The following is a 13,047-nucleotide window of genomic DNA, read 5'->3' on the forward strand; positions in this document are numbered from 1 at the left end:
TGAAGCCAGTCCATATTTTCATTGGATTGTCATGCAGCAGTTGCGAACAATTGGCGGCGTTCGCATACCAACAACAGGAGACAACCATGACCACCCCACGCAGCGGACGGCGCCAGCTCGTCCTCGGCGCGCTGGGCGCCGCCGCGCTCGCCGCCACCTCCAGCCGCCTCTTCGCGCAGGCCTGGCCCGAGCGCCCCATCACCTTCATCTGCCCCTGGCCTGCCGGCGGCACGGCCGACCAGTCCATGCGCACGCTGTGCACGGTGGCCGGTCGCATCCTGGGCCAATCCATCGCCGTGGAGAACCGCGCCGGTGCCTCCGGCATGATCGGCTCCAAGGCCCTGGCCTCGGCCAAGCCCGACGGCTACACGATCGGCCAGGTGCCGATCTCCGTCACGCGCTTTGCGCAGCTGGGCACGCTGCAGGCCGACCCGCGCAAGGACTTCACCTACATCGCCCGCACCTCGGGCCAGACCTTCGGCATCGCCGTGCCGGCCAGCTCGCCCTTCAAGACGCTGCAGGACTTCGTGCAGCACGCCAAGGCGAACCCCGGCAAGCTCACGTACGCGCATGCCGGCGTGGGCGGCGCCACGCACGTGGGCATGGAAGAGTTCGCCAGCGTGGCGGGCATCCAGCTCAACCACGTGCCCTACAAGGGCGGGGCCGAGGCGCTGCAGGGCGTGCTGGGCGGCCATGTGGATGCGCTGGCCGATTCCAGCTCCTGGGCGCCCCATGTCGAAGCCGGCAAACTGCGCCTGCTCGCAACGTGGGGCGAGCAGCGCACGGCCCGCTTCAAGGACGTGCCCACGCTGCGCGAATGCGGCTACGACGTGGTGGTCGATGCCCCCAACGGCATCGGCGCGCCCAAGGGCCTGGACCCGGCCATCGCCGCCAAGCTGCGCGATGCGTTCAAGCAGGCCGTGGCCAGCCGCGAGTTCAAGGCCGTGGCCGACAAGCTCGACGCCCCGCTGCTGTACCTGGACGGCCCGGACTACGAAAAGTATGTGAACACGGTGTATGCGAAGGAAACCGTGCTGATCGACAAGCTCAAGCTGCGCGAGCTGATGAAGAGCTGAAGCGCCGCTCGACTCCGCGCGCATCACCGATGCGCGCTCCCCACCCTACAAGGCTCCTGAATGAACGCCCCCACGGCCCCCGCCCTGCTCGCCAGCCCGCTGCTGCACCTGCACCCCCACGACAACGTGCTGGTCGCCAAGACCGCGCTGGCGCTGGGCCAGGAGATTCCCGAGCTGGGCGTGCGCACGCGCGCCCAGGTGCCCGCGGGCCACAAGATCGCGGCGCGGCGCATCGCCCAGGGCGAGCAGGTCAAGAAGTACGACACCGTGATCGGCGTGGCCACGCGCGACCTGGAGCCCGGCGACTACGTGCACAGCCACAACCTGCAACTGGTGGACTACTACCGCGACCCGGCCTTCGGTGCCGATGTGCGGCCGGTCGATTACGTGCCCGAGTCCCAGCAGGCCACGTTCCAGGGCTTTGTGCGCGCCGACGGCTCGGTGGGCACGCGCAACTTCGTCGGCATCTTGTCGTCGGTGAACTGCTCGGCCACGGTCATCAAGCAGATCGCCGCGCACTTCACGCCTGAACGCCTGCGGGACTTTCCGCACGTGGACGGCGTGGTCGCTTTCGCGCAGGCCAGCGGCTGCGGCATGTCGTCGCCCAGCGAGCATTTCGACGTGCTGCGGCGCACGCTGGCCGGCTATGCGCGCCACCCCAATCTGGCGGGCGTGCTCATCGTGGGCCTGGGCTGCGAGCGCAACCAGGTGGCGTCTCTCGTCGAATCCCAGGGCCTGCAGGAAGGCGAGCGCGTGCGCACGCTGGTTATGCAGGACGTGGGTGGCACGCGCGCCACCATCGCCGCCGGCATCGCGGCCATCGAGGCGATGCTGCCCCAGGCCAACGCGGCGCGGCGCAGCACGGTGAGCGCCCGCCACCTGAAGATCGGGCTGGAGTGCGGCGGCTCGGACGGCTTCTCGGGCATCACCGCCAACCCGGCGCTGGGCGCGGCGATGGACATCCTGGTGCGCCACGGCGGCACGGCCATCCTGAGCGAGACACCCGAGATCCACGGCGTGGAGTTCATGCTCACGCGCCGCGCCATCACGCCCGAGGTGGGCCAGAAACTGCTGGACCGCCTGGCCTGGTGGGAGCGCTATGCCGCCGGCCAGAACGCGCAGTTCAACGGCGTGGTGGGCCACGGCAACCAGGCCGGCGGCCTCGCCAACATCTTCGAGAAGTCGCTGGGCAGCGCGATGAAGGGCGGCACGACGCCGCTGCGCGCGGTGTACGAATACGCCGAGCCCATCACCGAGCACGGCTTCGTGTTCATGGACTCGCCCGGCTACGACCCGGTGGCGGCCACAGGCCAGATCGCCAGCGGCGCGCAGCTCATCTGCTTCACCACCGGGCGTGGCTCCATGTTCGGTAGCAAGCCGGCGCCCACCATCAAGCTGGCCAGCAACACTCCGATGTTCAAGCGCCTGGAAGAGGACATGGACATCAACTGCGGCGTGGTCGTGGACGGCGAACTCACGGTGCCCGAACTGGGCCAGCAGATCTTCGAGCAGATCCTGCGCCACGCCAGCGGCGAGGCCACCAAGAGCGAGCAGCTCGGGCTGGGCGACCACGAGTTCGTGCCCTGGCATCTGGGCATTGTTTCCTGACCCACGCCACTCGCTATACAAACGATAGCTGCCTGCGCTTGCTGTAAAAGCGCTACAGGCCCATTTCATTCAAATCGCCATGTCCCTGACCCTGACCCGCACCGACCTCATCCGCAGCGCCAACTTCATCGCCGGCCAGTGGCAGCCCGGCCCGGCCGGCGCGCTGCTGCCCGTGACCGACCCGGCCACGGGCGCCGTCGTCACCCAGGTGCCCGACTCGGGCGCGGCCGAGGCACGCGCCGCGCTGGACGCCGCGCATGCGGCCTTCCCGGCCTGGCGCAAGGTGCCCGCCAAGCAGCGCGCGGCCGTCATCAAGCGGTGGAACGACCTGGTGCTGGCCCATGCCGACGACCTGGGCCGGCTCATTTCGCTGGAGCAGGGCAAGCCCTTGGTGGAAGGCAAGGGCGAGGTGGCCTATGCCGCCAGCTACATCGAATGGTTTGCCGAAGAGGCCACGCGCATGAACGGCGAGGTCATCCCCGCGCCCGTGCCGGGCCGGCGCATGTTCGCGCTGAAGGAGCCCGTGGGCGTGGTGGCCGCCATCACGCCGTGGAACTTCCCCGCCGCGATGATCGCGCGCAAGATCGCGCCGGCGCTGGCCGCCGGCTGCACGGTGGTCTGCAAGCCGGCGGAAGACACGCCGCTCACCTCGCTGGCTCTGGTGCTGCTGGCGCACGAGGCCGGCGTACCGCCGGGCGTGCTGAACATCGTCACGGCCTCGCGCGAGAAGACGCCAGAGGTGGTCGATGTGTGGCTCGATGACAGCCGCGTGCGCAAGATCACCTTCACCGGCTCCACGCCCGTGGGTAAGCACCTCGCACGCCGCTCGGCCGACACGCTCAAGAAGCTCTCGCTGGAGCTGGGCGGCAACGCACCCTTCATCGTGTTCGAAGACGCCGATATCGGCGCGGCCGTGGAGGGCTTCATGGCCGCCAAGTTCAGGAACGGCGGCCAGACCTGCGTGTGCCCCAACCGCGTGTTCGTGCACGCCCAGGTGCACGACGCCTTCGCCACGCAGCTGGCGGCCCGCGTGGGCGCGCTGAAGGTCGGCCCGGCCAGCGACCCGGCCTCGCAGATCGGTCCCATGATCAACGACCGCGCCGTGGAGAAGATCGAGCGCCACGTGCAGGACGCCATCGCCAAGGGTGCCAAGGTGCTCACCGGCGGCCAGCGCCTGACGGCGCTGGGCGCCACCTACTACGCGCCCACGGTGCTCACCCGGGCCGATGCCACCATGGCCTGCGCCTGCGAGGAAACCTTCGGGCCGGTGGCGCCGCTGACCGTGTTTACCGACGAAGCCGAGGTGATCGCAGCCGCCAACGACACGCCGTTCGGCTTGGCCGCGTATTTCTACAGCCAGGACGTGCGCCGCATCTGGCGCGTGGCGGACGCGCTGGAGACGGGCATCGTCGGCATCAACGAAGGCGCGCTGGCCGCCGAGGCCGCGCCCTTCGGCGGCGTGAAGGAATCGGGCTACGGCCGCGAAGGCTCCACACATGGGCTGGAGGACTACCTGCATACCAAGTATGTGTGCCAGGGTGGGCTGGATTGATCTCACCCCCTGAGCGGCTGCGCCGCTTCCCCCTCTCTCCCTACGCGGGAGGGGGACGACGCCCTCGCTGCGGGGCGGCCCTTGCTTGGCGTCTCTCGCCTGGGCTGCGTCTGCTTTAGACCTCGCGCCACCTTGCCGGCTTTCCCACTCTTTTCAATCGAGACACACCATGCCCGCACACAACCCCTTCAAGACCGCCCTCGCCGCATGTCAGCCCCAGGTGGGCCTGTGGCTGTCCATGGCCGACCCGTACCTGGCCGAGGCGGCCGCCACCTGCGGCTACGACTGGCTGCTGATCGATGGCGAGCATGCGCCCAACGACCTGCGCCGCACGCTGGGGGCGCTGCAGGCCGTCGCGCCGCACGCCGCGCAGCCGGTGGTGCGCGTGGTGGAAGGCAACACGGCGCTCATCAAGCAGATGCTGGACATCGGCGCCAAGACGCTGCTGGTGCCCATGGTGGACACGGCCGAGCAGGCCCGCGCCATCGTGGCCGCCACGCAGTACCCGCCGCGCGGCGTTCGCGGCGTGGGCAGCGCGGTGGGCCGCGTCTCGCAGTGGAGCGCACGTACCGACTACCTGAACGTAGCGGATGACGAGGTGTGCCTGCTGGTACAGGCAGAGACGACGACCGCCGTCGCCCACCTGGAATCGATTTGCGCGGTCGATGGGGTGCACGGCGTGTTCATCGGCCCGGCGGACCTGGCCGCGTCGATGGGCCACCGCGGCAACCCCGGACACCCGGAGGTGCAGGCCGCCATCGAGTCCGCCATGAAGACCATCATCGCCAGCGGCAAGGCGGCCGGCACGCTGACATCCGATCCGGCGCTGGCCCAGCGCTACCTGGACCTGGGCTGTACCTTCGTGGCGGTGGGGGTGGACGTTCTGATGTTCGTGAACGCGGCACGCAAGCTGCGCACGCAGTTCCCGGGTGCGGCTGCCGCAGCGGTGGCGGCCGCCGTGCCCGCGCGCCCCAGCGCGGGCTACTGACGGACCAATCCCGCGCGGGCGGTGGCGCTGCGGCCGCCGGCCCCGCGCTTGGAAGGTGTTCTTACTGGGGTGCGCCGAGGCCCGTGGCAGCCACGAAGGTCACGGCGATCACGATGAACACGCCGACCAGGGCACAGGCCATCCAGAAAGTGGCGCCGTCTTCATCATCCTGGTGCGTGGGCTCCACAGGGGCGCGGTACACGAGATTGCCATAAGGGGCGGGGGCGGAGCGCTCTGAATTTTGCATGCGGGCGACTATCTCCCACCGCCGGCCCCTGCCCTGTAGGCCGCCGCCGCAATTGCGGCAGCAGCACGGCCGCCCGTCCTACAGCCCCGGCCCTGGCGGGCCCTGAAACTGCACTGGTCGATGCCCCTCGACACTCCCTCTCTTGCGATTTCGCAAGTTCAGCCCGCCGCGTGCGGGCTGTCTTTTTTGCCCCGCCCTTCTCCTACGCTGGGGCGCTGTCACCGCCGACCCATGTCCACCCCGCCGGGCCGCTCAATGGGTTCACAGGCGATGTTGCCTGTGCAGACCACATGACAGGAGACTTCCATGGCCAACCCATCCCAAGGTCAGCAAAACCCGCAACAGCAACCGGGCCAGCAGCCTCAGCAAGACCAGCAGAACCCGCAGAACGACCAGCAGCAGCAGACCAACGACCAGAAGCGTCAGCAAGGCTCGGAAGTGAACCAGGGCCAGAACCAGGTCAACAACGACCCGCAGAACCAGCAGCGCAACCAGAGCCAGAACCAGAACCGCTGACGGCTCGCTGCCATCCCCGCCGGATCGCCACCGGCCGGAACGCCCACCTCGATGGTGGGCGTTTTTCATTGGGGGGCGCCGCGGGAGCTTGCCAAGCGCAGCCTGCACCGAATCGCAACACGGGTGCCGGATAATCGGCCTCCATGCTGCTCAACGTCGCCGTGATCTGCCTTGCCGCCTGCGTCGGCGCCCTGCTGCGCTGGGGCTTCGCGCTCTGGCTCAATCCGGGCGGCTGGCTGCCCTGGGGCACGCTGGCGGTGAACCTCATCGGCGGCTACCTGATCGGCATCGCCATCGCCGTGTTCACGCAGCGCCCTGACATCGACCCTGCCTGGCGCCTGCTGATCATCACCGGCTTTCTGGGCACGCTCACCACCTTCTCCAGCTTCTCGGCCGAGATCGTCACCATGCTCACGCAGCAGCGCTATGGTGTGGCCCTGGCCACCCTGGCGCTGCATGTGGGCGGCTCCTTCGCCCTCACCTTCGCCGGCATGCGCAGCGCCCTGTGGTGGCTCGCACGCTGAGTCCTCTGCCCCAGGGGCCGGCACCCGCCCGCAGCCCTTCTCTTCGTCTTTACCCAGCACCCATGGAATCCAACGAACTCAACGACAGCCGCCTGGCCAATGCCTGGGCCGAACTGCAGAACCACGCCGTGAACGGCAATCCGCTGCACGCAGATGCCTATCGGCTGGCGTTCGCCGACCCCGAATTCCTGCTGCGCCGCGAGACGCGCGGCATCCGCTTCCAGCTGGAAATGCTCAAGCCCGACCTGGGCCAGACCGCCCAGGGCATCGAGAACACCGTGGTGGTGTATGGCAGCGCGCGCTTCGTGGCGCCCGACGAGGCCGCCGAGCAGTTGCAGGCGGCCGAGGCGAGCGGCGACACCGTCCGCATCGCCCGCGCCCAGCTGGCCGTGAAGAACGCGCACTACTACGATCTGGCCCGCCAGTTCGCGCGCCTGGTCGCCGAGCACAGCGAAGCCCAGCAGCCCGCCGACCGCATCTACATCTGCACCGGCGGCGGCCCCGGCATCATGGAAGCGGCGAATCGCGGCGCGCACGAGGCCGGCGCGCTCAATGTGGGCCTGAACATCGCGCTGCCGCACGAGCAGAGCGGCAACCGCTTCATCTCGCCCTCGCTGTCGTTCAAGTTTCACTACTTCGCGCTGCGCAAGATGCATTTCATGATGCGGGCCAAGGCGCTGGTGGCCTTCCCCGGCGGCTTCGGCACGCTGGACGAGCTGTTCGAGGTGCTGACGCTGGTGCAGACCGGCAAGGCCAAGCCCGTGCCCATCGTGCTGTTCGGCACGGCGTTCTGGAAGAAGCTGGTCAATTTCGAGGCGCTGGTCGAGCAGGGCACCATCTCCGAGGCCGACCTGAACCTCTTCCACTACACCGACGATCCGCAGGAAGCCTGGGACGTGATCAAGGCGTTCTACAAGCTCTGAGCGGCGGAGCCGGCCGGCGCGGCCTCCAGCGCCGGACTTCAAGCCTTTTGGGCCTCTAGCGCCCGTGGATACTGCGCATCCAGCTATTCATTCAATAGCGCAACAGCAAGTACAGGCTGTGCCGCCGCCCCACCGCCTCAGTGCGGCGGATGCTCACCGGCCGGGCCTGCGCCCATGCGCCAGGCCACGCGCGCGCCGCCGCCCACCGTGGCACCCACCACCCAGAACAGCCCGGCCACGCCGATCAGCGCGCCGGCCGAGCCGAACAGCACCGGCATCAGCACGCTCGACGCGTTGATGGTCATGAGCCGCAGGCCCAGCGCCTCGCCGTGGCGCGCCGGCGGCGTGAGCTGGTGCAGCATGCTCATGATCATGGGCTGCACCGAGCCCAGCGCAAAGCCCAGCAGCACCGAGCAGATGCCCAGCGTCCAGGCCGTGGGCATGAGCGGATAGACCGCGAACAGCAGTGCCGTGGCGACCATCGCCCCGGTCACCACGGCCGCCTCGCGCAGGCGCGCCGCGACGAGAGGCATCAACACGCGGATCAGCGCCGCGGCGATGGCGAACGCGCCCAGGATGGTCCCGATGACCGACGCCGACAGGCCGCGCTCGTGGCCCAGCAGCGGCACGACGAAGGTGTGCACGTCCCAGCACGAGGACAGCAGCCAGTTGACGATGAGCAGGCGGCGAAAGCCGGGCTCGGCCAGCAGGTCCCAGGCGCGGCGGCGCGGGCCGCCGGCCGCGGCGATCACCGGGGGCAGTTCCACCGTGTGCCGCACCCAGAACCAGGTGGCCAGCGGCAGGACGGCCATAAAGGCGAAGGCCGCCCGGTAGCCCGTGGTGCTGCCGGCACCCTGCCCCAGCACGCTGCCGGCATGGTCGATGAGCAGGCCCGCGGCGAACGGCCCGATGAAGTTGGACACCGCCGGCCCGATGGCCAGCCAGCTGAACACGCGCCGCAGGGCTGTGGCGTCGTGCGCCGCGCGGCCCACGTGCCGCTGCAGCGCGATGGTGGCCGCGCCCGTGGCGCCGCCCGTCATGAGCGCCGACACGCACAGCACCGGGAACACCGGAAACGCCAGCGCCAGCCCGGCGCCCGCGGAGGCCAGGGCCACCGAATAGGCGACCGGCCGCTTGAGCCCGTGCCGGTCGGCGAAGCGCCCCGCCGGCAGCGCCAGAAACACCTGGGTGAGCGCGAACAGCGCCAGCAGCACACCGACAGCCGCAGCGCTGTAGCCCTCGCGCAGCGCCAGCAGCGGCGCGGCCATGCGCATGCCCGCCATGCAGGCGTGGATGCAGATCTGCCCCAGGATCAGCCGCGCCAGCGCCCCGTCCACGTCATTCGCCTTCGTCGTCCAGCGACAGCCCCGCCTGCGCCGGCGGCACCGGCAAAGCCGTGCCCGCCGCGGTGGAGGCCGTGGGCGCGGGCAGCTCCTGTACGTCGCGCAGCTTGCGCTGGATGGCGCGGGTGCGCACACCCACGTCGTCGAACTTCTTGGCCGCCGCGTCGATGGACTTCTTGGCCGATTCGACGATCTCGCCGAACTTGGCGAACTCGGTCTTCACCGAGCCGAGCACACCCCACACCTCGGACGAGCGCTTCTCGATCGCCAGCGTCTTGAAGCCCATCTGCAGGCTGCTGAGCATGGCCGCCAGGTTGGCCGGGCCGGTGATCATCACGCGGCAGTCGTTCTGCACGGCCTCGACGAGGCCCGGGCGGCGGATCACCTCGGCGAACAGGCCTTCGGTGGGCAGGTACAGCACCGCGAAGTCGGTAGTGTGCGGCGGCGAGACGTACTTGCTGAAGATCTTCCTGGCTTCGAGCTTGATCGAGGTCTCGAACGCATTGCCCGCCGACAGGATGGCGGCCTTGTCGGCGGCGTCCTGTGCATCCAGCAGGCGCTGGTACTGCTCCACGGGGTACTTGGAGTCGATGGGCAGCCAGACGGGCTTTTCGTCGTTGCGCCCCGGCAGGCGGATGGCGAACTCCACCAGGTCGTCGCTGCCCGGCACGGCCTTGACGTTGCGCGCAAACTGGTCGGGCGTGAGCACGTTCTCGATGATGGCGCCCAGCTGCATTTCACCCCAGGTGCCGCGCGTCTTCACGTTGGTCATCACGCGCTTGAGGTCGCCCACGCTGCCGGCCAGGGTCTGCATCTCGCCCAGGCCCTTGTGCACCTGCTCCAGCCGGTCGCTGACCAGCTTGAAGGATTCGCCCAGCCGCTGCTCCAGCGTGGCGTGCAGTTTTTCGTCCACCGTGCGGCGCATCTCTTCGAGCTTGGCGGTGTTGTCGGCCTGGATGGCGGCCAGCCGTTCGTTGAGCGCGCCGCGCAGCGCCTCGGCGTTCTGCGCGCTGCCCTGCGCCATGGCGCCCAGCTGCTGCGAGACAGCGTCCTGCAGCACGGCGAACTGGTTGCGGATCTGCTGGCCATTGGCCTCCAGCTGGTCCTTGAGCGCGGTGGACACGGTACCCAGCTGCGTGTGGATGTCGCCCTTGAGCGAATCCAGCGTGCCGCGCGTGGCGGCCGTGAGCGCCTCGAAGCGCTCCTGGATGCGCTGCTCGAAAAGCTTCGTGCTCTCCGCCAGGGCCTCGCGCGAGCGGACGCTGTCGGACGCCAGCTGCTGCGCGGTCTGCGTGAGTTCGGTGCGGAAGGCGAGCAAGGTCTCCGAGAGCTCCTTGCGCGCCACGGCGGCATCAGCCTGGCCTTGCGCAAGCCGCTGCTCCAGCTTGGCCTCGAAGGCGCCGAAGGCCGCCAGCAGCTCGGCCCGGCCGGTGCGCGACTCGGCCACGGCCTGCGCCAGGCGCTCGTCCACCGCGCCGCGCAGGCCTTCCAGCGTGCCCTGGGTGGTCTGCGTGAAGCCGCGCAGCTGCTGCGCCATGCCGTCGAGCGCGCCGTCGTTCTTGGCCACCGCCAACTGGGTGGACTGCGTGGTGGCTTCCAGCGCCTGCAGGCGCGCCAGCCACTCGGGCGGCAGGTCGACGCGCGGGCGTCGCAGCAGCACGGCGCCCACCAGCGCCGCGATCAGCAGCAGCAAGAGCAGGACGGCGATCATTTCAACAGACATGGAACAAACACTACCAAATTGATAGCTGCCAGCGCTTACCCCATAAGCGCTAGATGCCAATTTCATTCAAACCTTTTACGCACGCTTGCCGGCCGGGGTGTTCACCGGCGTGAGCGGTCCACGCCCGTCGAAGAAGGCGATGAGGTTGTCGGCTGCCAGCTGGGCCATGGCCAGGCGCGTCGGCACGGTGGCGCTGGCGATGTGCGGCGTGAGGACCACGTTGGGCACCGTCAGCAGATCGGGGTGGACGGCGGGCTCGCCCTCGAACACGTCCAGGCCGGCCGCGGCGATGCGGCGCTCCTTGAGCGCCTTGGCCAGTGCCGCGTCGTCCACGATGCCGCCGCGCGCGATGTTGATCAGGTTGGCGGTGGGCTTCATCTGCGCGATCTCGGCCGCGCCGATGGCGTGGTGCGATGCGGGTGTGTACGGCAGCACCAGCACCAGGTGGTCGGCCGTGCGCAGCAGCTCTTCCTTGCTCACGTAGCGGGCCTTGCATTCGGCTTCGAGTTCGGGCGTGAGGCGCGAGCGGTTGTGATAGACCACGTTCATGCCGAAGCCGTGCGCGCCGCGCTTGGCGATGCCCTGGCCGATGCGGCCCATGCCCAGGATGCCCAGCGTGCTGCCGTGCACCTCGGTGCCGGCGAACAGGTCGTAGCTCCACTTCGTCCACTGGCCGGCGCGCAGGTAATGCTCGCTCTCGGCCATGCGGCGCGCCGTGGCCATGAGCAGCGCAAAGCCGAAGTCGGCCGTGGTCTCGGTCAGCACGTCGGGCGTGTTGGTGCCCTGCACGCCCGCGGCCGTCATCGCGTCCACGTCGAAGTTGTTGTAGCCCACGGCCATGTTGGCCACGATGCGCAGCCGGGGCGCGGCGGCCAGCAGCGCGGCATCCACGCGCTGGCTGCCGGTGGTGAGCGCGCCGTCCTTGTCCGCCAGTTTTTCGGCCAGTTCGGCCGGGGTCCACACCACGTCCTGCGGGTTCGACTCGACCTCGAAATGCTGCGACAGGCGCTCCACCACTTCGGGAAAGATGTTGCGGGCAACCAGGATGCGGGGCTTGGACATGGGAGAAAAATCCTTTCTTCGATCGGTCAACGGAACCAGAGGAATGTCATCACGGCGAACAGCGGCACCAGGATGCCGCCCGACCACAGCATGTAGCCGAAGAAGCTGGGCATCTTCACGCCGCGGTCCTCGGCAATCGCCTTGACCATGAGGTTGGGCGCGTTGCCGATGTAGGTATTGGCGCCCATGAACACGGCGCCGGCCGAGATGGCCGCCAGCGTGGGTGCCAGCGTTGTCATCAGCGCGGCGGGGTCACCGCCCGCCGTGTTGAAGAACACCAGGTAGGTGGGCGCGTTGTCCAGGAATGAACTGAGCGCGCCCGTGGCCCAGAAGTACATCGCGGGGTCGGGCGTTCCGTCCGGGCGGGTCACGGCGGACACGATGGCGGCGAACGGCCCGTTCACGCCCGCCTTGAGCATGGCGATGACCGGGATGATGGTGAGGAAGATGCCGGCGAACAGCTTGGCCACCTCCTGTATGGGACCCCAGCTGAACTGGTTGTCTGCGTGCACCCGGCGCGGCGTGAGCCAGAGGGACAGCAGCGTCACGCCGATCAGCCCCGCATCGCGCACCAGGCCCGGCAGCCCGACCGGCGTGCCGGCCACGTCCCAGACCACGGGTGATTTCCAGAAACCGCTCAGCAGCACCAGTACCACGACGGCGCCCAGCAGCGCGAAGTTGACGCGGCCGTCGAAGCCGATGCCGCGGGTGTCTGGCGTGGGATCGGCCGGCAATACGTCTTCGCGGCGCCGGTAGAACCAGGTATCCAGAAGATAGAACAGGACGAGCAGCGTGCCGATGAGGAACAGCGTCTCGGGAAAGATGTGCCGCACGGTCCAGAAGAAATCCACGCCCTTCAGAAAGCCCAGGAACAGCGGCGGATCGCCCAACGGGGTGAGCGAGCCACCCGCGTTGGAGACGATGAAAATGAAGAACACCACCACGTGCGCCACATGGCGGCGGCCGTCGTTGGCGCGGATCAGCGGGCGGATCAGCAGCATCGAGGCCCCGGTGGTGCCCATGAAGCTCGCCAGCACGGCCCCGATGCCCAGCAGCGCCGTGTTCAGCCCCGGGCTGCCGTGCAGGTTGCCGCGGATGTAGATGCCCCCCGCCACGGTGAACAGCGCGGTGAGCAGAATCACGAACGGCAGGTATTCGGCCAGCAGCGCGTGCACCAGACCGGCGCCCGCGACCGCCGGGCCGAACACCGCGGCGAACGGCAGCAGGAACGCCAGCGCCCAGGCGGCGGCCACCTTGCCGAAATGGTGGTGCCAGAACACGGGCGCCAGCAGGGGCAGCAAAGCGATCGACAGCAGCAGCCCCGCAAAGGGCACGCCCCACAGCACAGACAGCGCCGAGCCGTCCACATCGGCGGCCCGGGCCAGGGCCGGCGCCAGGCACAGGCCCAGCAGAGCCAGGGAGCGGGTACGGGTCATCGTTTGAAGGTCTTTCCTTGCCCTGGCCACGGTACTGGCGGCTCGCCGC

12 protein-coding genes are annotated in these 13,047 nt (G+C 69.1%); 7 read left to right on the forward strand and 5 right to left on the reverse strand.

All coding sequences use genetic code 11. From position 1 onward, the window contains the following. Positions 1-86 precede the first annotated feature (86 nt). The 4 genes from QE399_RS18100 (at position 87) to hpaI (ending at position 5,224) form a co-directional block, all read left to right on the forward strand. Entirely contained in the window at positions 87-1,076 is a 990-nt protein-coding gene (locus QE399_RS18100) for a tripartite tricarboxylate transporter substrate binding protein (protein ID WP_309830925.1), read from the forward strand. A gap of 60 nt (positions 1,077-1,136) precedes the next feature. Beyond that, entirely contained in the window at positions 1,137-2,684 is a 1,548-nt protein-coding gene (locus QE399_RS18105; protein WP_309830926.1) for a UxaA family hydrolase, read from the forward strand. Between the two features lie 79 nt (positions 2,685-2,763). Beyond that, positions 2,764-4,236: an NAD-dependent succinate-semialdehyde dehydrogenase gene (locus QE399_RS18110; RefSeq protein ID WP_309830928.1), complete on the forward strand. Its 1,473-nt coding sequence runs from the start codon at positions 2,764-2,766 to the stop codon at positions 4,234-4,236. 169 nt (positions 4,237-4,405) lie between these two features. Further along, positions 4,406-5,224 (forward strand): 4-hydroxy-2-oxoheptanedioate aldolase, encoded by an 819-nt coding sequence (gene hpaI / locus QE399_RS18115; protein ID WP_309830930.1) that lies wholly within the window; start codon positions 4,406-4,408, stop codon positions 5,222-5,224. 61 nt (positions 5,225-5,285) lie between these two features. Here the strand turns inward: hpaI and QE399_RS18120 are convergent, their stop codons facing one another. Beyond that, complete coding sequence (locus tag QE399_RS18120; RefSeq protein ID WP_309830932.1) at positions 5,286-5,471, reverse strand: hypothetical protein; 186 nt, start codon at positions 5,469-5,471, stop codon at positions 5,286-5,288. A gap of 306 nt (positions 5,472-5,777) precedes the next feature. Here QE399_RS18120 and QE399_RS18125 point away from each other — a divergent pair, with 306 nt between their 5' ends. The 3 genes from QE399_RS18125 (at position 5,778) to QE399_RS18135 (ending at position 7,434) form a co-directional block, all read left to right on the forward strand. Beyond that, the gene (locus tag QE399_RS18125; protein ID WP_309830933.1) at positions 5,778-5,987 is read left to right on the forward strand and encodes a hypothetical protein; all 210 of its coding nucleotides are present in this window, start codon (positions 5,778-5,780) and stop codon (positions 5,985-5,987) included. Positions 5,988-6,130: 143 nt separating this feature from the next. Continuing rightward, positions 6,131-6,511, forward strand: a complete 381-nt coding sequence (gene crcB, locus QE399_RS18130; RefSeq protein ID WP_309830935.1) for a fluoride efflux transporter CrcB — start codon at positions 6,131-6,133, stop codon at positions 6,509-6,511. Positions 6,512-6,573: 62 nt separating this feature from the next. Next, positions 6,574-7,434, forward strand: coding sequence for an LOG family protein (locus QE399_RS18135; protein ID WP_309830937.1), 861 nt, complete (start codon positions 6,574-6,576; stop codon positions 7,432-7,434). Between the two features lie 137 nt (positions 7,435-7,571). Here the strand turns inward: QE399_RS18135 and QE399_RS18140 are convergent, their stop codons facing one another. The 4 genes from QE399_RS18140 to QE399_RS18155 all read right to left on the reverse strand — a co-directional run bounded on the left by QE399_RS18140 (position 7,572) and on the right by QE399_RS18155 (position 12,998). Further along, positions 7,572-8,771, reverse strand: coding sequence for an MFS transporter (locus QE399_RS18140; protein WP_309830939.1), 1,200 nt, complete (start codon positions 8,769-8,771; stop codon positions 7,572-7,574). Between the two features lies 1 nt (position 8,772). Next, positions 8,773-10,500 carry a DNA recombination protein RmuC gene (locus tag QE399_RS18145; protein ID WP_309830942.1) on the reverse strand — a complete coding sequence of 576 codons (1,728 nt, stop codon included), beginning with the start codon at positions 10,498-10,500 and terminating at the stop codon, positions 8,773-8,775. A gap of 75 nt (positions 10,501-10,575) precedes the next feature. Then, a complete protein-coding gene (locus tag QE399_RS18150; protein WP_309830943.1) occupies positions 10,576-11,562 on the reverse strand; it encodes a 2-hydroxyacid dehydrogenase in 987 nt (328 codons plus the stop codon). A gap of 26 nt (positions 11,563-11,588) precedes the next feature. Next, complete coding sequence (locus QE399_RS18155) at positions 11,589-12,998, reverse strand: sodium:proton antiporter (RefSeq protein WP_309830945.1); 1,410 nt, start codon at positions 12,996-12,998, stop codon at positions 11,589-11,591. Positions 12,999-13,047: the final 49 nt, after the last annotated feature.

Source organism: Paracidovorax wautersii, from assembly GCF_031453675.1.
GTDB lineage: Bacteria > Pseudomonadota > Gammaproteobacteria > Burkholderiales > Burkholderiaceae_C > Paracidovorax.